This window comes from Endozoicomonas sp. 2B-B (assembly GCF_053470045.1).
On the sequence record NZ_JBLZMU010000001.1, the window covers coordinates 6341338 to 6364572 of the forward strand.

Here is a 23235-nt window from a genome sequence, read left to right on the forward strand (position 1 = left end):
TTGACAGTCAGCTGCGATCATTGAAGGAAATCACCGATCTCGAAAAAGTCATCATGACCAGATTACTATCAGGTTCTCAACGCGTAAGAAAGTGAAATCAAATCCACGCTGTCCAAAAACTCTTCGGCAATGTTTGTCAGCTTAACGGCACTGAGCACCAGTGCGTTACCGGCGTTCAGTGCCTGCCGCAGGTAGTCTTCCTTTGGGTCCTCAAACAATTCAGAGTCCTCAATCACCTCAATTGCAGACATCATGGCATACAGTTCTTCTGGTGAGGATGGGTCATGAGCACCATAGGAGTGTCGCTCGTCGCAATATTGGATGGAAGCATCGGTCCAACAATAGGTTAAGAAGCCGCCTTTTGTGTGTGTCAATTTATACAGATAATGACTGAAGGCCAGCTGAATCGCCTGCGTGCATTTGTTTTTTAAATCCACCACATCTATCTGCTGTTCAGGTTCCAAAATGTCACCATATTTAGCTTGAAACAGGAGTTCGGCCTTTCTGTCAATCCATGTCCACTCCCAATAAGGTGCCTCCAGGATAATCAACGGACGATGGTTACTGCTGCCCGAAATTAACCTCGGGAAAGCGGGCTGCTGCGCCAGCATTCGTTCTATATTGGGAATGCCCTCTGGCTCGTCTGTCCAGGCGTTCTGTAATAATTGACTGGTAATTTCATATTCAAGGGATGATGAAAAACCATCATAACAATGACTGACGAACGAGGTATCACCTTCTCTCTGTTGGAAGCTTTCATAAGCCTCCCGCCATAACTGACTATTTTTTTCCCTGGAGTATAACTGCTTATACCACTTTTTCAGACAATGAGAGGCTTCAACCTTGAGTTCATCGACGTTTTCCAGACGCACCAATAACCTATGATGTTCACCGGCTTCTTTTGTATATTCCTCATCGGTCACTATTGGATCCAGCCAACCCAATTTCAGGACTTCAAGGGCAAAACGAATAACCGTTGGCTTGGTCAGGTTAATATTTTTCAGTATTTCTACCATTGAATAAGACCAATCCTGAGCGCTCAGGTTGTCCTGATTAATTATTTTTAGATGGAGTAACTTGAGTTGTTCAATGACAGCCTCTTCATCACCGCAGTAAAATATTAATTCTTTCACTGCCCACGCTATCGGTTCAAGTTGCTCCTTGTAATCGCCCGTTGCTTCTTTCCCCAGCGACACGATGATTGAGACGGCCAGGGAAAAACTGACTAAATTTCTTTTCTCCCAAAGGTTACAGATTATGTTGGCAATAATTAGCCAGGCTTCTGGCAATGCACTGTTTGTCTCAAGGGCTTTGTTCAGTTCCTCAAGGCTCATATCACAGGCTTCAGCCAGAGTTTGCTGTTGTGACCAATCAGCAGCTTTCATGAGATCTTTCAGGAAAGCCTTATGCTTCTTTAACTCAGTGATGGAATGACTGGCATTTATGGTGGGCTGAAAATAAGATTGGATGTCTGTTGACGAGACAGGCGCCCCGCCCAGATCCACTGACACCCAGGTTTGGCCTTCATCCACAGAATATTCAGCAAAGCTGTGGATTTTGCTATCCACTATCCGGGATGGAATCCCGAAATAACGACAGAAAGCAACAAAAACAGGCGTACGATGAGCGCAGCTCCCCTGACGTCGTGTTACCAGAAATTTAAAGAAATTGTTATGGCTCTTTGGTTTGGCTTTACCGGAAAACTGTCGGCAATAGTCCGTGATTGCCTCAATTCGTTGCTCCGTGCCTTTGGCGTCTTTTATTTTCTGCAAAGGCACCTGTATTTCGGTCGGTTGTTTTTCAATGGTCTTAAACAGCTTTTTCAGTACGGTTTTCATACCTTTTGAACACTGGGCGTCAAGCTGTGTTAATCGTTGTGGCCGGGCTCCTTCAGGAGGTGTTTTTCTGTCCGGTTTTCTGTGTTCTACGACATAAGTATATGTAAAAACCTGATTGTCTTTGGCCTTCGGAATAAAGACTGTGTGAAGCCCGGTATATCGATCCCTGACCAGTATAAATGGCAAAGCGGGTGTTATACGCAGGGCAACGATATAGTCATTAAACGTCAGGCTGGGCAATCGATTTAGACGACCATTAAGCAATGTCATTGAACAGTCTGCCAGCGTTTGGTTGCTGGCTAAGGTCACTTGCTGTTCATGCTCTGGTAACGGGTCCGGTATGAGGATTTCGATCCCCTCAATGCGTTCAGTCTCCAGATTGCTCAGTTCGACGTCACCCCAGGCAGTCACATTAATATCCCGCGTCATACAGCGATACATATAGGAAGGATGGTGATCCGTCTTAAAAATTTTAAAATCATTAACTTGTTGCAGCTTCAGATTTTCATAGTTCGTTCCCCGGTCCAATACCTCGGAATAAAACTGGTTGATAGGAAGATTAGTACTCCCCGGGCCTTTATTGTTGGTTTTCTGGCCCAATGCCTGACGATCAGTCCGGTTGCTGGAAGGCGTTTTGCTGACCGGGTCTTTATGGCTTTTTCTCCATTTCAATGCTTTAGCCAGCTTCGAGCGGACTTCCGGACGGTATTTTTCAGGAGCGTTATCATTACCAACCGCTAAAGCTTCGTTACTATGATCGTTAACCTGATGGCTCGGCAGATTACTTGTCTGATGCCTCGGCAGATTACTTATCTGATCCCAGAACGCAGGCCACAATTGAACTGCATCGGAGTTCCATGCCCCTATCCGCCGATCCGCCTCTCGAAGATAAGGCTGGGAAGCCGGTAATTTCAACGCTTCTTCCTGTGCTTCCGTCAGGGGGAATACGCTATTAGCGTCCACGCCCGTCTTGCAAAACTTATGTGCAAACCAGCGTTGCTGCCAGTGCCGATACAGTGCCTGGATGAGGATATCGCCGGACTGATCCGGCTTCAGGGAAAGACCGGATGTCTGCCATTTGGCCTGAGCCACCCTCTTGATGATTTCCGCTTTGACTTCCTCTTTATTCAGACGAGCCTTAACACGAATTTCATGGTTTTTTTCATCAATACTGTCGAGGTTACCGGGTCGTATCAACCACGGACGATCAATGTTCGGTAGCGTTTTGTTGAACCATTTGCAAAGTCCGGCATCAAGTGCTCCTTTACCCATGGTAAGAGTCGATGACTCCGGCAGTTCCTCCAGCGACAAGTTGGCGGCCATCAGGTAAAGCCGGTAGTGCTGATTGAGGCATTGATGAAGTGCTTTTTCACTAAAATCGCCTCCTTTTTTGACAGCCATGGCGACATTCTGTAAATCTCGACTGGTGGGCTGTAACGGCAGGTTTTTCCGTTGCAGGCAGGCTCTTAAACGACAATGTTTTTCAGTCAGCTGTTTGGCGACGGATTTCCCTTTTGGGGAGTCTGGCAACACTTTCCCGGCAATGGTCTGCAATTCTGCCGAGTTATACTGGCGGATCGGCAAATGTCGAAAACGTCCTTTCAGCGCCGGTGATAAGGGTTTTCGCCCGCTGTACTCAGGTGGGTTGATGGTGGCAAACAGGTGGAAGCCCGGATGAGCGTCACCGGCCAGAATATCATTTAACTCACCTTCCAGATGCTGGCTGTCGATCAGGTTCATTTCCGAAATAACTACGATGCCGCCCTCTACTTTTGCTTTCTGGATCGCTTCACACACTGTGTCCCAGGAACAATCACAGGCATTCAGGGGAAAAACTTCCGGCACGGTTTCTCCCCGTTGCTTAGCCTGCTTTCTGACACTTTCAATCAACAGGTTCAGCGTGGCATCTTTACCCCGTCCGGCCGGGCCTTCAATCAGCGTTGCCTGTCGTCCGTCGTGTTTTCTGTCGTGATGATAAGCCTGCTGACAGCGGCTTAAATCCTGCCCAAGCTGTTGCGCAAGTTCACGGACTGCCGATCCGGAGGTATCAAACTCAGGTCGGAATTCTTTGGTAAATGCTTCGAAGTCCCGCTGAATACCTGGCAGGATGTGGTTATGAACTTTGTCGCGCAGGCTGTTGTCCAGTTGGTAACGGGCAGCAAACCAGATTTCCAGTGCTGAAAGGGCATCCTGTTGAGTCTCGCTGATTTCGGGACCCAGTAGATCCCGGAAACTTTGCTGGATCAAACTGTTCACTTGCTCACAGCTGGCACTGTCGCCTTCGGACAACGCACGATCCAGATACCAACCCACCCAGCTGCAGATATCGGTTAAATCTCTGGGAGTAAACTCATGGTCGGGCAGCAGCTCCTGGTAATATTGCCAGAGTGCCATCACACTCTTGCTGGCACTGTGTGCAATGTCGTTTATTTGGTGGCGTTGTAACTGATTGCGCAAAGCGGGTTCCACTACTCTGTCCCGAAGAAAAGCCTGATCCAGACGTGGGTAGTAAGCCCTCGGCAGTTTCTCTTTCAGGATCGGGTCCATTTGGCGCCCGGCGTAATGATCGGGATTGCCGGTGAGAATCACCCGGTGTTTTTCGCTGACCTTGACAGGATGACCATTCACATAGATGCAGGGTTGCGGTTCCCATAAGCCGTTCAGTGACGCCAGCAATCCGGCTTTGGCCAGGTTAGCCTCATCCAGCACCAGAGTAATGTATTCTCCGTCTTTGTCGGATTTGGTATTGGCCCATTCCATCAGCGCCCGGTTTTGCTGCGCCATAGAGCGGTCGCCGTCGGCGTGTTGTTGCCACTGCCAGCGTTTCATCAGGCTCTGTTCGCTGTCGGAAGGTCCAAGGGAAATAACTGAAGCTTGTCCCGAAGCCCTGGCTATTTTGGCAGAAAAGTAACTTTTCCCGGTGCCGGTTTCCCCCTGCAGGAATATAACGGGAGAGTCTGTCAGCCGGTCATGGAGCCGGGATAAACGACGGCTTTCACGATCTTCCTGACTCATCTCGCCATGATAAAGATCCCTGGACAGTGCAGACAGGGACTCATCAGCGGAACCCTGCCATTTCAGTGATTCAGACAGCTGATTTTTTATACGTTCAATGCCTTCTGTCTCAGAACTCGCTGTTCTGGCCATACGAAAACAATCGCTGGCCAGGCCGTGGATGGCATCGGATCGGGTTTGCCCTGAGTGCAAAGGTAACTGCCAGCCACAAGCCAGTGCATCTTGTAAGCGTTTAATCTGTCTGGCTGGCTCGATAGATAAGGATTGCCAAGGCTTTGTTGCCGCCGGATCGACTGCCAACTGATAGGCTATAGCATCCCGTTGTTTTTCAGGCGCATGGGCCAGGATCATGGCACAGAGCCTGTCCATAACGTCTTTTTCACCTTGCTCTGGAAATGGACTTTTATAGGACAGTTGTAATTCGATACCTTTAAAGACTGCCGGGTCAAAGGCTCGGGCCAGTGGCCACAGGTTCTGTTCCACAAACACTCTATTCAATGGCAGGGCACTGTTGATGATGGCGTTTAACCGATCCGGGTCTACCGAGGCGACTTGATCCTGGTCCGGCGTCTTATCCGGTAACAGGTGCCAACAGGCTACTTTCATAAAATCCCGCACTGAAGGATGCTGTCGGGTACCATGGGTGATGAGGCTATTGATGGCCTTGCGCCAGTGGCGGGGCAGGAGCTGTAGAGAGTGGTCAACCTGCTGTGCCCGGCGGGCAGCCAGTATCAAGTTATTCAGTAAACCTGCGGTCATTTCAGGCAGAGGGCTACAAAGGTGGACAGGTACGGTTTTAAAGGCTTTGTAAAGCTGTTTAAGCGCTTGTTCTGGCAGTTCAGTCCGGGCGATATCATACTTGCGGGCATTGATATCCCAGAGATCGACATCAGGACACGGCTCACCCGTGGTGACCGTCGCATGAAATATTGAAGAGGGGCTTTTCACAGACTCAGGCCAGAGTATTGTCACACGAGCTTTTGGATAGTCTTGCAACTGGCCATTCAGCAACAGAGGTTGGCCAACAATCAGGGGTTCCAGAAGCTGCTGAAGCGTTGGATTGTTTTCCAGTCCCAGCAATATAACTGGCTTGCCAGCGGTTAATGCCTCCTGCAACTTAGTCTGACGGTGTCCGAAATGGGCCTTTTGTTCCGAGGTGATATGGATATTATCAAATAGCTGGCTGAAGCTGGTCTGTTCACTGACCTGAATGACCAGAGGTGAATCCGGCTGCTTATTGGTCCAATGACTGGCCTGGGCAGATTGCTGATAAGTGAGGCTGCTGAACGCGATCTGATCTTTGTTTTTTTCCTGTGGGCAGGACAGAGAGACCTCATCGTTTTCTGTCAACCCCAGGACTTTCGGCTGATGTTTTGAATCAGCCACCTGAAGTCGGGGCTCCAGACCGGTGGTCTTACGAATCGCCTGCAGTGAACCCAGCAAGCGAAACCAGAGTGCCTCAGTGAGGGGAGACGTTACGATGACTGATCCCCCCGCCCGAATCTGTTCCAACAGACAGGTGTTAGGGGTTGCATAGCCTTCCGGGGTAATGGCAATGGGACCCAGCCATTGGGCAATATTACTCTGGTTGATGATGATGGGGTTGCGTGATGCTTGTTCTTTGTCAAGTGAAGGGTACAGACTTTGGAACAGTGAACGAAGCTCGTTATTCCCTACCGGCATCTGATAAAACTGAACATTGTCGGGTAATGAACAGATCTTGCCATTGCTCTCAAAACACTTCTGCGCCAGCATCTGACGAATCGTCTGTTCAAAGGCCAGATCTTCCCAGTTGGCTCCTTTCAGAATCACCCGCTGTCCGGCCCTTAATGATTCAAGCCTGCCGGGGATGTGCTGGATTCGCCCCTGTTTGTCGACTCCGGGGCCACCCAGCAGTAACTGTCGCCAGTGACTGTGGAGGTGGCAGTCAATTAAAACGGTGTTGTCGTCTTCCGAAGTACTTTTGGCACTGGTGAATTCTGGCACTACTGGAGGAACCTCGTCGATGCTCATTGATGAGTTATTGCCGGTCTGAGTGTCAAACTGCCAGGTATTGTCCGGTCGATTAATTCGTCGCCAGAAATCAGCGCCAGGCGCGTCGTCACGCCTGCCAACCGATGTCAGCTGTGCAGGGTCTGCCACGACCAGCAGAGAAACATGTTCACCCAGAGGGCGTTTCTCCCGGTTGACTTTGTCGAACAGACAGGGGTTATCCGGGTCCAGCAGATCGTTAAATTTGGGCAGTTCATTGCCGGTGAGTTTTCGGATATCAATGACCAGGGTCAGTGGCTTTGAACTTTCAAAGAGCTTGCCTGAACGCAGAGTGTGGCGACCCTCTTTGGAAATGCTCAACCGGGTCACCAGATTAGCCTGTGAGAGGTCATCGGGGTGGGAAATAAGGGAGACATCCCGATTTTTATCGCTGGTCTGGGCAACTAAAAGCTGTCGAATCTCATCATCACTGGCGACAAAACGAAAATCAAAGGCATAAGGGGTCTTTGGGAGCGAGGAATCTGTTGCGGAAACGATTCTTGCTTTGTCTGGAAAGGTTGTCGAAGGTAATGATTTATTGAGTTTGGAGGCGATACCAGGGTAGACCTTTACAACCTTTAACGGTAAATCCTGCTCTGCTTTCCTGGCTGGCTCGACACTCTTTTCGTCGCTCTTTTCGCCACTCTCAGACACGGCAATACCAAGAAAAGAGTTGTTGTTAATTTTCTCACCAATACGACCATCCATAGCCAATCTCCCAACTGCCATCTGAAGAACTGAATTGAAGTTGTTTGGTATTTTGACCTTTAGACAATACGAAAGTTCACTTTTGACAGTCAGCTGTGATCATTGAAGGAAATCACCGATCTCGAAAAACTCATCATGACCAGATTACTATCAGGTTCTCAACGCGTAAGAAAGTGAAACCAAATCCACGCTTTTCAAAAACTCTTCGGCAATCTTTGTCAGCTCACCGGCACTGAGCACCAGTGCATTACCGGCGTTCAGTGCCTGCCGTAGGTAGTCTTCCTTTGGGTCCACAGACAATTCAGAGTCCTTAATTTCAGACATCATGGCATACAGTTCTTCTGGTGAAGATGGGTCATGAGCACCATAGGAGTGAAGCTCGCCGCAACATTGGATGGAAGCATCGCTCCAACAATAGGTTAAACAGCCGCCTTTTGTGTGTGTCAATTGATACAAATAATGACTGAAGGCCAGCTGAATCGCCTGCGTGCATTTGTTTTTTGAATCCTCCACATCTATCTGCTGTTCAGGTTTCAAAATGTCCCCATATTCAGCTTGAAACAGAAATTTGGCCTTTCTGTTAATCGATGTGCTCTCCCAGTGAGGTGCTCCCAGGATAATCAACGGACGGTGGTTGCCACTGCCCGAGATTAACCTCGGAAAAGCAGGCTGCTGCGCCAGCATTCGTTCTATATTGGGAATGCCCTCAGGCTCGTCTGTCCACGCGTTCTGTAATAATTGATTGGTAATTTCAGATTCAAGGGATGATGAAAAACCATCATGACAATGACTGACGAACGAGGTATCACCTTCTCTCTGTTGGAAGCTTTCATAGGCCTCCTGCCATAACTGACTATTTTTTTCCCTGAACAACAACTGCGTATACCACTTTTTCAGGCAATGAGTGGCTTCAACCCTCAGCTCATCAACGCTTTCCAGACACACCAATAGCGTATGATGTTCATCGGCTTCTTCTATATATTCCTCATCGTTCAGTACTGGATCCAGCCAACCCGATTTCAGGACTTCAAGGGCAAAGCGAATAACCGATGGCTTGGTCAGGTCAATGTCTTCCAGTATTTCTAGCATTGAAGAACACCAATGGTGAGCGCTCAGGTCATCCTGATTAATTATTTTTGAATGGAGTAACTTGAGTTGTTCAATGACCTGCCCTTCATCACCGTCGGACAATATTTTTACCACTGCCTCCATTATCGGTTCAAGTTGCTTCTTGTAATCGCCCGATGCTTCTTTCCCCTGCGACACGATGATTGAGACGGCCAGGGAAAAACTGATTAAATCTCCTTTCTCCCAAAGGTTCCCGATTATGTTGGAAATAATTAGCTTGGCTTCTGGCAATGCACTGTCTCTCTCAAGGGCATTTTTCAGTTCCTCAAGGCTCATATCACAGGCTTTAGCCAGAGTCTGCTGTTGTGACCAATCAGAACCTTTCATGAGATCTTTCAGGAAAGCTTTATGCTTCTTTAACTCAGTGCTGGAATGAATGACATTTTTGGTGGACTCGTAGACACATTCGATCTCTGTTTTCTCGACGGGTGCCCCGCCGAGATCCATTGACACCCAGGTTTGACCTTCATCCACGGAATATTCAGCAAAGCTGTGGATTCTGCTATCCACTATCCGGGATGGAATCCCGAAATAACGACAGAAAGCAACAAAAACAGGCGTACGATGACGGCAGCTCCCTTGCCGTTGTTTTATCAGAAATTTAAAGAAATTCTTTTGGCTCGCTGGTGTGGTTTTACCGGAAAACTGTTGGCAATACTCCGTGATCGCCTCAATTCGTTGCTCTGTGCCTTCGGCGTCTTTTATTTTCTGCAAAGGCACCTGTATTTCGGTCGGTTGTTTTTTAATGGTCTTAAACAGTTTGTTCAAGACGGTTTTCATACCTTCTGAACACCGGACGTCAAGGCTTGTTAATCGTTCTGGCCGGGCTTCTTCAGGAAGTGTTTTTCTGCCCGGTTCTCTGTGTTCTACGACATAAGCAAAGTCAAAACGTTGGTTGTCTTTGGCCTCCGGAATCCGTAATGTGTGAATCCCGGTATATCGATCCCTGACCAGCTTAAATGGCAAAGCGGGTGTTATACGCAAGGCAACGATATAGTCGTTAAACGTCAGGCTGGGCAATGTAGCTAGACGACCCTTCCTCAATGATCCCGAAAATCTTGCCAGCGCTTGATTGCTGGCTAAGGTCACTTCCTGGTCGCACTCTGTTAATGGATCCGGACTGAGAGTTTCGACACCCTCAATGTCTTGAGCCTCAAGAAAGGTCAGTTCGACATCACCCCAGGCAGTCACTTTGACATCCCGCACCACCGAGCGATACATATGGGAAGGCTGGTTATGCGGTTTAAAAATTTTATAATCGTTAACTTGTCGCAGCTCCAGATTCTCATAGTTCGTTATCTGGTCCAATACCGCAGGAGAAGACTGATCGGTTGGAAGAGCACTGCTCACCGGGCCTTTATTGTTCGTTCTCTGTTTCAATGCCTGAGGATCAGGCTCTTTGATGGGAGGCGTTCTGTTCTCCAGGCCTTTAATGCTTTTTCTCCGTTTTAATAACCTAGCCAGCTTCGAGCGGGCTTTCAGACGGTATTTTTCAGGAGCCTTATCACTACCAACCGCTAAAGCTTCGTTACTATGATCCTCAACCTGTTGGCTCGACAGATTACTTATCTGATGCCAGAACGCAGGCCACAATTGAACTGCATCGGAGTTCCATGCTTCTATCCGCCGATCCGCCTCTTGAAGATAAGGCTGGGAAGCCGTTAATTTCAGGGTTTGTTGCTGTTCTTCCGTCAGTGGAAATACGTTATTAGCGTCCATGCCCATCTCGCAAAACTTATGCGCAAACCAGCGTTGCTGCCAGTGCCGATACAGTGCCTGGATGAGCAAATCGTCCGACTCATCCGGCTTCAGGGAAAGACCGGATGCCTGCCATCTGGCCTGAGCCATCCTTTTGATGATTTCCGCTTTGACGTCCGCTTTATTCGGACGAGCCTTAACACGAATTTCATGGTTTTTTTCATCAATACTGTCGAGGTTACCGGGTCGTATCAACCAGGGACGATCAATGTTCGGTACCGTTTTGTTGAACCATTTACAAAGTCGGGAATCAAGTGCTCCTTTAGCCATGGCAAGAGTCGATGATTCGGGCAGTTCCTCCAGGGACAGGTTGGCGGCCATCAGGTAAAGCCGGTAGTGCTGATTGAAGCATTGATGAAGGGCTTTTTCGCTAAAATCGCCTCCTGTTTTGACAGCCATGGCGACATTCTGTAAATCGCGACTGGTGGGCTGTAACGGCAGGTTTTTCCGTTGCAGGCAGGCTCTTAAACGACAATGTTTTTCAGTCAGCTGTTTGGCGACGGATTTCCCTTTTGGGGAGTCTGGCAACACTTTCCCGGCAATGGTCTGCAATTCTGCCGAGTTATACTGGCGGATCGGCAAATGTCGAAAACGTCCTTTCAGCGCCGGTGATAAGGGTTTTCGTCCGCTGTACTCAGGTGGGTTAATGGTGGCGAACAGGTGGAAACCCGGATGAGCGTCTCCGGCCAGAATATCATTTAACTCACCTTCCAGATGCTGGCTGTCGATCAGGTTCATTTCCGAAATAACTACGATGCCGCCCTCTACTTTTGCTTTCTGGATCACTTCACACAGTTGCTCCCAGGAACAATCACAGGCATTCAGGGGAAAGACCTCTGGCATGGTTTTTCCCCGTTGCTTAGCCTGCTTTCTGACACTTTCAATCAACAGGTTCAGCGTGGCATCTTTACCCCGTCCGGCCGGGCCTTCAATCAGCGTTGCCTGACGACCGCCGTGTTTTATCTCGTGACGATAAGCCTGCTGACAGCGGCTTAAATCCTGTCCCAGCCGTTGCACCAGTTCAATGACTGCCGATCCGGAGGTATCAAACTCAGGTCGGAATTCTTTGGTGAATGCTTCGAAGTCCCGCTGAATATCCGGCAAGGTGTGGTTATGAACTCTGTCGCGCAGGGTGTTGTCCGGGTGGTAGCGGGCAGCAAACCATATTTCCAGTGCCGCAAGTGCATCCTGTTGAGTCTCGCTGATTTCGGGACCCAACACATCCCGAAAACTTTGCTGGATCAAACTGTTCACTTGCTCACAGCTGGCACTGTCGCCTTCGGACAACGCTCGATCCAGATACCAACCCACCCAGCTGCAGATATCGGTTAAATCCCTGGGGGTAAACTCATGCTCGGGCAACAGCTCCTGATAATATTGCCAGAGTGTCATCACACTCTTGCTGGCACTGTGTGCAATGTCGTTTATTTGATGCCGTTGTAACTGATTGAGCAAAGCGGGTTCCACTACTCTGTCTCGAAGGAAAGCCTGATCCAGACGTGGGTAGTAAGCCCTGGGCAGTTTCTCTTTCAGGGTCGGGTCCATTTGGCGCCCGGCGTAATGATCGGGGTTGCCGGTGAGAATTACCCGGTGTTTTTCGCTGACTTTGACAGGATGACCATTCACGTAGATGCAGGGTTCCGGTTCCCATAAGCCGTTCAGTGACGCCAGCAGTCCGGCTTCGGCCAGGTTGGCTTCATCCAGAACCAGGGTTACGTATTCTCCGTCTTTGTCGGATTTGGTATTGGCCCATTCCATCAGCGCCCGGTTTTGCGGCACCATAGAGCGGTCGCCGTCGGCGTGTTGTTGCCACTGCCAGCGTTTCATCAGGGTCTGTTCGCTGTCGGAAGGTCCAAGGGAAATGACTGAAGCTTGTCCCGAAGCCTTGGCCAATTTGGCAGAAAAGTAACTTTTCCCTGTGCCGGTTTCCCCCTGCAGGAATATAACGGGAGAGTCTGTCAGCCTGTCATGGAGCCGGGATAAACGACGGCTTTCACGATCTTCCTGACTCATCTCGCCATAATAAAGATCCCTGGCCAGTGCAGACAGGGGCTCATCAGCGGAACCCTGCCATTTCAGTAATTCAGAGAGTCGATGTTTTATACGTTCAATGCCTTCTGCCTCCGCATTCGCTGTTCTGGATATGTGAAAACAATCGGTGGCCAGCGCGTGAATGGTATTGGATCGGGTCTGCCCCGATGGCAGAAGTAACTGCCAGCCAGAAGCCAGTGCATCTTGCAAACGTTTAATCTGTCTGGTTGGCTTGATGGCCAGGGATTGCCAGGGCTTTGTTGCCGCCGGATCGACTGCCAGCTGATAGGCTATAGCATCCCGTTGTTTTTCAGGCGCGTGGGCCAGGATCATGGCACAGAGCCTGTCCATAAAGTCTTTTTTTCCCTGCTTTGGAAACGGACTTTCATAGGACAGTTGTAATTCGGCATCTTTAAACACTGCCGGGTCAAAGGCTCGGGCCAGTGGCCACAGGTTCTGCCTGACAAACTTTCTATCCAAACGTTGGGCGCTATTGATGATGGCAGCTAACTGATCCGGGTCTACCGAGGCGGTTTGATCCTCATCCAGCGTCTTATCCCGTAACAAGTGCCAACAAGCCACTTTCATAAAATCCCGCACGGACGGATGCTGTCGGGTGCCATGGGTGATGACGCTATTGATGGCCTTGCGCCAGTGGCGGGGCAGGAGCTGCAGGGAGTGGTCAACCTGCTGTGCCTGCCGGGCAGCCAGTATCAGATTATTCAACAGCCCTTCGGTTATTTCTGGCAGAGGGCTACAAAGGTTGCCAGGTACGGTTTTAAAGGCTTCGTAAAGGGAGTGAAGTACTTGTTCCGGCAGATCAGCCTGTGAGATACGATGCTTGCGGGCATTGATATCCCAGATATCGAACGCAGGACAGGATTTTCCCCTGGCAACCATCGAGCTCCATACAGAAGATGAGCTTTTTGCAGACTCAGGCCAGAGTATTGTCACACGAGCTTTTGGATAGTCTTGCAACTGGCCATTCACCAGCAGAGGTTGCCCAATAATCAGGGGTTCCAGAAGCTGCTGCAGCGTTGGATTACTCTCCAGCCCCCGGAATACGACCGGCTTGCCAGCGGTTAATGCCTCCTGCAACGCAGTCTTGCGATGTCCAAAATGGGCCTTTTGTTCCGAGGTGATATGGATATTATCAAATAGCTGGCTGAATCGGGTCTGTTCATTGACCTGAATGACCAGAGGTGAGTCCGGCTGCTTATTGATCCAATGACTGGCCTGGGCAGATTGCTGATAAGTGAGGGTGCTGAACGCGATCTGATCTTTGTTTTTTTCCTGTGGGCAGGACAGAGAGACCTCGTCCTTTTCTGTCAATCCCAGGACTTTCGGCTGATGTTTTGAATCAGTCACCTGAAGTCGGGGCTCCAGGCCGGTGGTCTCGCGAATCGCCTGCAGTGAACCCAGCAAGCGAAACCAGAGTGCCTCAGTAAGGGGAGAGGTTACGGTAACTGATCCCCCCGCCCGAACCTGTTCCAACAGACAGGTGTTAGGGATTGCATAGCCTTCCGGGGCAATGGCAATGGGACTCAGCCATTGGGCAATATTACTCTGGTTGATGATGATGGGGTTGCGTGATGCTTGTTCTTTTTCAAGAGAAGGGGACAGACTGAAAAACAGTGAACGAAGCTCGTTATCTCCCACCGGCATCTGATAAAACTGAACATTGTCGGGTAATGAACAGATCTTGCCATTGCTCTCAAAACACTTCTGAGCCAGCATCTGACGAATCGTCTGTTCAAAGGCCAGATCTTCCCAGTTGGCTCCTTTCAGAATCACCCGCTGTCCGGCCCTTAATGATTCAAGCCTGCCGGGGATGTGCTGGATTCGCCCCTGTTTGTCCACCCCGAGTCCACCCAGCAGTAACTGTCGCCAGTGACTGTGCAAGTGGCAGTTAATTAAAACGGTATTGTCGTCATCCGTAGCACTTTTGGCACTGGTGAATTCAGGCAATAAGGGAGGAACCTTGTCGATCTCCATCGATGGGCTATTGCCGGTCTGAGTGTCGAACTGCCAGGTATTGCCCGGTCGATTAATTCGTCGCCAGAAATCAGCGCCCGGTGCGTCAGCCCCCGGTGCGTCGGCCACCGATGCGTCATCACGCCTGCCAACCGATGCCAGCTGTGCAGGGTCTGCCAAGACCAGCAGAGAAACATGTTCACCCAGAGGGCGTTTCTCCTGGTTGACTTTGTCGAACAGACAGGGGTTATCCGGGTCCAGCAGATCGTTAAATCTGGGCAGTTCATCACTGGTGAGTTTTCGGATATCCATGACCAGGGTCAGTGGCTTTGAACTTTCAAAGAGCTTACCTGAACGCAGACTGTGGTGACCCTCTTTGGAAATGCTCAACCGGGTCACCAGATTAGCCTGTGAGAGGTCATCGGGATGGGAAATAAGGGTGACATCCCGATTTTTATCGCTGGTCTGGGCAACTAAAAGTTGTCGAACCTCATCATCACTGGCGACAAAACGAAAATCGAAGGCATGAGGGGTCTTTTGGAGCGAGGAATCTGTTGCGGAAACGATTCTTGCTTTGTCTGGAAAGGTTGTCGAAGGTGACGATTTACTGAGTTTGGAGGTGATACCAGAGCTGACCTTTGTAATCTTTAACGGTAAACCCTGCTCTGCTCTAATGGCTGGCATGTCACTCTTTTCAGCACTCTCAGACAGGCCAATATCAAAAACAGGGTTGTTGTCAATTTTCCCACCAATACGACCATCCATAGCCAATCTCCCAACTACCATTTGAAGAACTGAATTGAAGTTGTTTGGTAGTTTGACCTTTAGACAATACGAAAGTTCCTTTTTGACAGTGAGCCGTGATCATTGAAGGCAATTACCGATCTCGAAAAATTCATCATGAACAGACTGCTACCAGAAACCCATCACGCCTCAAAGCGAATCAAAATTAGCGCTGTTCAAAAACTCATTGGCAATGATTGTCAGCTCATCGGATTTGAGCACCAGTGCGTTATCGGCGTTGAGTGCCTGCCGTAAATAGTCACCCTTTAGAGAGTCCACAAACAATCTGGATGGAGAGTCCATACACCATTTAGAGCCGTCAATTTCAGACATCATGACATACAGCTCTTCTGGTGAGGATGGATCATGAGCACCATAGGAGTATCTCTCGTTGCAACATTTGATGTAAGCATCGGCCCAACAATAGGTTAAGCAGCCGCCTTTTGAGTGTGTCAATTGATACAGATAATGACTGAAGGCCTTTTGAATCAAATCCTCGAATTCTTTATTTAAAAGCAGCGGGTCTACTATCCCTTTACGATCCAAAATGACCGCATATTGACTTTGCAAGAGATCTCCGGCCTTTTTGTAAATCGATGTGAACTCCCAGGAAGGTTTCCCCAGGATAATCACCGGACGATGGTTCCCCCTGCCAGAGATTGACCTCGGAAAAGCGGGCTGCTGCGCCAGCATTCGTTCTATATTGGGAATGCCCTCAGGTTCGTCTGTCCAGGTGTTCTTTAAGAGTCGATGGGTAATTTCATATTCAAGGAATGATGAAAACCCATCATAACAATGATCGACGAACGAGGTACCTTTTCTCCGTTGGAAGTCTTCATAAGTCTTCTGCCATAACTGACTATTTTTTTCCCTGAAGAACAACTGCTTATACCACTTTTTCAGGCAATGAGTGGCTTCAACCCTGAGCTCATCGACGCTTTTCAGACGCACCAATAGCCTATGATGTTTATCGGCGTTTTCTATATATGTCTCATCGTTCAGGATTGGATCCAGCCAACCCGATTTCAGGACTTCAAGGGCAAAGCGAATAAACGATGGCTTGGTCAGGTCGCTACCTTCCAGTATTCCTGCCATTGAGGAACACCAATGGTGAGCGCTCAGGTCATCCTGATTAATTATTTTTGAATGGAGTAACTTGAGTTGTTCAATGACACGCTGTTTATCATCGCGGTACAATATTATTCGTTTCACTGCCTTCGATATCGGTTCAAGTTGCTTCTTGTAATCGCCCGATGCTTCTTTCCCCAGCGACACGATGATTGAGACGGCCAGGGAAAAACTGATTAAATCTCTTTGTTCCCAAAGGTTCCTGATTATGTTGGAAATAATTAGCCAGGCTTCTGGCAATGCGCTGTTTTTATCAAGGGCTTTGTTCAGTTCCTCAAGGCTCATATCACAGGCTTTAGCCAGAGTTTGCTTTTGTGACAAATCAGCACCTTTCATGAGATCTTTCAGAAAAGCTTTATGCTTCTTTAACTCATTGCTGGAATGAATGACATTTGTGGTGGTCTGGCGGACAGATTCGATGTCTGTTTTCTTGACGGGTGCCCCGCCGAGATCCACTGACACCCAGGTTTGGCCTTCATCCACGGAATATTCAGCAAAGCTGTGGATATTGCTATTCACTATCCGGGATGGAATCCCGAAATAACGACAGAAAGCAACAAAAACAGGCGTACGATGACGGCAGCTCCCCTGCCGTTGTGTTACCAGAAATTTAAAGAAATTCTTATGGCCCGCTGGTGTGGTTTTACCGGAAAAGTGTTGGCAATACTCCGTGATCGCCTCAATTCGTTGCTCTGTGTCTTTGGCGTTTTTTATTTTCTGCAAAGGCACCTGTATTTCGGTCGGTTGTTTTTTAATGGTCTTAAACAGTTTGTTCAATACGGTTTTCATACCTTCTGAACACCGGGCATCAAGGTTTGTCAATCGTTCTGGCCGGGCTTCTTCAGGAAGTGTTTTTCTGCCCGGTTCTCTGTGTTCTACGACGTAATCAAAGGCAAAACGCTGGTTGGCTTCGGCCTCCGGAATCCATAATAAGTGAAGCCCGGTATATTGATCCCTGAACAGCGTAAATGACAAATCGGGTTCTATACGCAAGGCAACGATATAGTCGTAAAACTTCAGGCTGGGCAATATAAATAGACGTTCCTTCCCCAATGATGCCGAAAATCTTGCCAGCGCTTGATTGCTGGCTAAGGTCACTTCCTGGTCGCACTCTGTTAATGGATCCGGACTGAGAGTTTCGACACCCTCAATGTCTTGAGCCTCAAGAAAGGTCAGTTCGACATCACCCCAGGCAGTCACTTTGACATCCCGCACCGCCGAGCGATACATATGGGAAGGCTGGTTATGCGGTTTAAAAATTTTATAATCGTTAACTTGTCGCAGCTCCAGATTCTCATAGTTCGTTATCTGGTCCAATAACGCAGGAGAATAATGGTCGGTTGGAGGAGTGCTGCTCACTGGGTCTTTATCGTTCGTTCCCTGTTTCAATGCCTGAGGATCAGGCTGTCTGACGGGAGATGTTTTGCTCACCGGGCCTTTATTGTTCTTTCTCTGTTTCAATGCCTGAGGATCAGGCTGTCTGACGGGAGATGTTTTGCTCACCGGGCCTTTATTGTTCTTTCTCTGTTTCAATGCCTGAGGATCAGGCTGTCTGACGGGAGATGTTTTGCTCACCGGGCCTTTATTGTTCTTTCTCTGTTTCAATGCCTGAGGATCAGGCTGTCTGACGGGAGATGTTTTGCTCACCGGGCCTTTATTGTTCTTTCTCTGTTTCAATGCCTGAGGATCAGGCTCTTTGTTGGGAGGCGTTCTGCTCTCCGGACCTTTAATGCTTTTTCTCCGTTTTAATAACCTAGCCAGCTTCGAGCGGGCTTTCAGACGGTATTTTTCAGGAGCCTTATCACTACCAACCGCTAAAGCTTCGTTACTATGATCCTCAACCTGTTGGCTCGACAGATTACTTATCTGATGCCAGAACGCAGGCCACAATTGAACTGCATCGGAGTTCCATGCTTCTATCCGCCGATCCGCCTCTTGAAGATAAGGCTGGGAAGCCGTTAATTTCAGGGTTTGTTGCTGTTCTTCCGTCAGTGGAAATACGTTATTAGCGTCCATGCCCATCTCGCAAAACTTATGCGCAAACCAGCGTTGCTGCCAGTGCCGATACAGTGCCTGGATGAGCAAATCATCCGACTCATCCGGCTTCAGGGAAAGACCGGATGCCTGCCATCTGGCCTGGGCCATCCTTTTGATGATTTCCGCTTTGACGTCCGCTTTATTCGGACGAGCCTTAACACGAATTTCATGGTTTTTTTCATCAATACTGTCGAGGTTACCGGGTCGTATCAACCAGGGACGATCAATGTCCGGTAGCGTTTTGTTGAACCATTTGCAAAGTCCGGAATCAAGTGCCCTTTTACCCATGGCAAGAGTCGATGATTCGGGCAGTTCCTCCAGCGACAGTTTGGCGGCCATCAGGTAAAGCCGGTAGTGCTGATTGAGGCATTGATGAAGGGCTTTTTCGCTAAAATCGCCTCCTGTTTTGACAGCCATGGCGACATTCTGTAAATCGCGACTGGTGGGCTGTAACGGCAGGTTTTTCCGTTGCAGGCAGGCTCTTAAACGACAATGTTTTTCAGTCAGCTGTTTGGCGACGGATTTCCCTTTTGGGGAGTCTGGCAACACTTTCCCGGCAATGGTCTGCAATTCTGCCGAGTTATACTGGCGGATCGGCAAATGTCGAAAACGTCCTTTCAGCGCCGGTGATAAGGGTTTTCGTCCGCTGTACTCAGGTGGGTTAATGGTGGCGAACAGGTGGAAACCCGGATGAGCGTCTCCGGCCAGAATATCATTTAACTCACCTTCCAGATGCTGGCTGTCGATCAGGTTCATTTCCGAAATAACTACGATGCCGCCCTCTACTTTTGCTTTCTGGATCACTTCACACAGTTGCTCCCAGGAACAATCACAGGCATTCAGGGGAAAGACCTCTGGCATGGTTTTTCCCCGTTGCTTAGCCTGCTTTCTGACACTTTCAATCAACAGGTTCAGCGTGGCATCTTTACCCCGTCCGGCCGGGCCTTCAATCAGCGTTGCCTGACGACCGCCGTGTTTTATCTCGTGACGATAAGCCTGCTGACAGCGGCTTAAATCCTGTCCCAGCCGTTGCACCAGTTCAATGACTGCCGATCCGGAGGTATCAAACTCAGGTCGGAATTCTTTGGTGAATGCTTCGAAGTCCCGCTGAATATCCGGCAAGGTGTGGTTATGAACTCTGTCGCGCAGGGTGTTGTCCGGGTGGTAGCGGGCAGCAAACCATATTTCCAGTGCCGCAAGTGCATCCTGTTGAGTCTCGCTGATTTCGGGACCCAACACATCCCGAAAACTTTGCTGGATCAAACTGTTCACTTGCTCACAGCTGGCACTGTCGCCTTCGGACAACGCTCGATCCAGATACCAACCCACCCAGCTGCAGATATCGGTTAAATCCCTGGGGGTAAACTCATGCTCGGGCAACAGCTCCTGATAATATTGCCAGAGTGTCATCACACTCTTGCTGGCACTGTGTGCAATGTCGTTTATTTGATGCCGTTGTAACTGATTGAGCAAAGCGGGTTCCACTACTCTGTCTCGAAGGAAAGCCTGATCCAGACGTGGGTAGTAAGCCCTGGGCAGTTTCTCTTTCAGGGTCGGGTCCATTTGGCGCCCGGCGTAATGATCGGGGTTGCCGGTGAGAATTACCCGGTGTTTTTCGCTGACTTTGACAGGATGACCATTCACGTAGATGCAGGGTTCCGGTTCCCATAAGCCGTTCAGTGACGCCAGCAGTCCGGCTTCGGCCAGGTTGGCTTCATCCAGAACCAGGGTTACGTATTCTCCGTCTTTGTCGGATTTGGTATTGGCCCATTCCATCAGCGCCCGGTTTTGCGGCACCATAGAGCGGTCGCCGTCGGCGTGTTGTTGCCACTGCCAGCGTTTCATCAGGGTCTGTTCGCTGTCGGAAGGTCCAAGGGAAATGACTGAAGCTTGTCCCGAAGCCCTGGCCATCTTCGCTGAAAAATAACTTTTCCCGGTGCCGGTTTCTCCCTGCAGGAAGATAACGGGAGAGTCCATAAGCCGGTCGTGGAGCCGGGATAAACGACGGCTTTCACGATCTTCCTGACTCATCTCGCCATAATAAAGATCCCTGGCCAGTGCAGACAGGGGCTCATCAGCGGAACCCTGCCATTTCAGTAATTCAGAGAGTCGATGTTTTATACGTTCAATGCCTTCTGCCTCCGCATTCGCTGTTCTGGATATGTGAAAACAATCGGTGGCCAGCGCGTGAATGGTATTGGATCGGGTCTGCCCCGATGGCAGAAGTAACTGCCAGCCAGAAGCCAGTGCATCTTGCAAACGTTTAATCTGTCTGGTTGGCTTGATGGCCAGGGATTGCCAGGGCTTTGTTGCCGCCGGATCGACTGCCAGCTGATAGGCTATAGCATCCCGTTGTTTTTCAGGCGCGTGGGCCAGGATCATGGCACAGAGCCTGTCCATAAAGTCTTTTTTTCCCTGCTTTGGAAACGGACTTTCATAGGACAGTTGTAATTCGGCATCTTTAAACACTGCCGGGTCAAAGGCTCGGGCCAGTGGCCACAGGTTCTGCCTGACAAACTTTCTATCCAAACGTTGGGCGCTATTGATGATGGCAGCTAACTGATCCGGGTCTACCGAGGCGGTTTGATCCTCATCCAGCGTCTTATCCCGTAACAAGTGCCAACAAGCCACTTTCATAAAATCCCGCACGGACGGATGCTGTCGGGTGCCATGGGTGATGACGCTATTGATGGCCTTGCGCCAGTGGCGGGGCAGGAGCTGCAGGGAGTGGTCAACCTGCTGTGCCTGCCGGGCAGCCAGTATCAGATTATTCAACAGCCCTTCGGTCATTTCTGGCAGAGGGCTACAAAGGTTGCCAGGTATGGTTTTAAAAGCTTGGTAAAGTGAGTGAAGCGCTTGTTCTGGCAGGTCAGTCCGGGCGATACCATGCTTGCGGGCACTGATACCCCAGAGATCGACCTCAGGGCACGGCTCACCCCTGGCGACCATCGAATGAAATATTGAAGATATGCTTTTTGCAGACTCAGGCCAGAGTATTTTGATATGAGCTTTTGGATAGGCCTGCAATTGGCCATTCACCAACAGAGGTTGCCTGATAATCAGGGGTTCCAGAAGCTGCTGAAGCGTTGGATTACTCTCCAGCCCACGGAATACGACCGGCTTGCCAGCGGTTAATGCCTCCTGCAACCCAGTCTGACGATGTCCAAAATGGGCCCTTTGTTCCGAGGTGATATGGATATTATCAAATAGCTGGCTGAAGCTGGTCTGTTCATTGACCTGAATGACCAGAGGTGAGTCCGGCTGCTTCCTGATCCAATGACTGGCCTGGGCAGGTTGCTGATAAGTGACGGAACTCACCGGGGCATGATCTTTGGTTTTTTCCTGTGAGCAGGACAGAGAGACCTCATCCTTTTCTACCAAACCCAGGGCCTTCGGCTGATGTTTTGAATCAGTCACCCGGAGTCGGGGCTCCAAGCTGGTGGTCTCGCGAATCGTCTGCAGTGAACCCAGCAAGCGAAACCAGAGTGCCTCAGTAAGGGGAGACGTTACGATAACTGATCCCCCCGCCCGAATCTGCTCCAACAGTTGGGTGTTAGGGACTGCATAGCCTTCCGGGGCAATGGCAATAGGGCTCAGCCATTGGGCAATATTACTCTGGTTAATGATGATGGGTTTGCGTAATGCGTGCTCTTTGTCACCTTCTTTGTCAAGAGCACGGGATAGACTTTGGAACAGCGAATAAAGCTCGTTATACCCAACCGGCATCTGATAAAACTGAACATCGTCGGGTAACGGACAGACCTTGCCATTGCTCTCAAAACACTTCTGCGCCAGCATTTGTCGAATCGTCTGTTCAAAGGCCAGATCTTCCCAGTTGGCTCCTTTCAGAATGACCCGTTGTCCGGCCTTCAATGATTCAAGCCTGCCTGGGATGTGCTGGATTCGCCCCTGTTTATCTACTCCGGGTCCACCCAGCAGTAACTGTCGCCAGTGACTGTGCAAGTGGCAGTCAATTAAAATGCTATTGTCGTCTTCCATAGTACTTTTGGCACTGGTGAATTCAGGCAATAAGGGAGCAACCTTGTCGATCTTCATTGATGGGTTATTACCGGCCTGTGCGTCAAACTGCCAGGTATTGCCCGGTCGATTAATTCGTCGCCAGAAGTCAGCGCCAGGTGCATCGGCCGCCGGTGCGTCATCACGCCTGCTAACCGATGCCAACTGCTCAGGGTCTGCCAGGACTAATAGAGAAACATGCTCTCCCAGAGGGCGTTTCTTCTGGCTGACTTTGTCATACAGGCAGGGGTTATCCGGGTCCAGCAGATCGTTAAATTTGGGCAGATCCTCGCTGGTGAGTTTTCGGATATCCATCACCAGGGTCAGTGGCTTTGAACCCTCAAAGAGCTTACCTGAACGCAGAGTGTGGCGACCCTCTTCGGAAATGCTCAATCGGCTCACCAGATTAGCCTGTGAGAGGTCATCGGGATGGGAAATAAGCGTAACATCCCGACGTTCACCGCAGGTCTGGGCAACTAAAAGCTGACGAACTTCATCATCACTGCCGACAAAACGGAAATCGAAGGCATGAGGGGCCTTTTGGAGTGATGAATCTATTGGGGATACGCTTCTCGCTCTGTCAGGCAACGTCCTCGAAGGAAAGGGGTTATTGAGTTCGGGAGTTACAACAGAACAGGCTTTTGCTTTCTTTGATGATGAATCCAGCTCTGCTTTCCTGGCTGGCACGCGGCTCTTTTCGCCACTCTTTTCACCACTCTCAGACACGGCAAAACCAGGAACAGGGTTACTGTCTATTTTCTCACCAATACGACCATCCATAGTCAAT

At 49.6% G+C, this 23235-nt stretch carries 3 protein-coding genes; all 3 read right to left on the reverse strand.

Features of this window, described 5'->3' with window-relative positions; all coding sequences use genetic code 11:
* Nucleotides 1-68: 68 nt before the first annotated feature.
* The 3 genes from ACOMHB_RS22735 to ACOMHB_RS22745 all read right to left on the reverse strand — a co-directional run bounded on the left by ACOMHB_RS22735 (nt 69) and on the right by ACOMHB_RS22745 (nt 23228).
* Nucleotides 69-7592 carry an AAA family ATPase gene (locus ACOMHB_RS22735; protein WP_448218332.1) on the reverse strand — a complete coding sequence of 2508 codons (7524 nt, stop codon included), beginning with the start codon at nt 7590-7592 and terminating at the stop codon, nt 69-71.
* A 150-nt stretch (nt 7593-7742) separates the two neighbouring features.
* Complete coding sequence (locus ACOMHB_RS22740; RefSeq protein ID WP_448218333.1) at nt 7743-15248, reverse strand: AAA family ATPase; 7506 nt, start codon at nt 15246-15248, stop codon at nt 7743-7745.
* A gap of 168 nt (nt 15249-15416) precedes the next feature.
* Nucleotides 15417-23228, reverse strand: a complete 7812-nt coding sequence (locus ACOMHB_RS22745) for an AAA family ATPase (RefSeq protein WP_448218334.1) — start codon at nt 23226-23228, stop codon at nt 15417-15419.
* Nucleotides 23229-23235 lie beyond the last annotated feature (7 nt).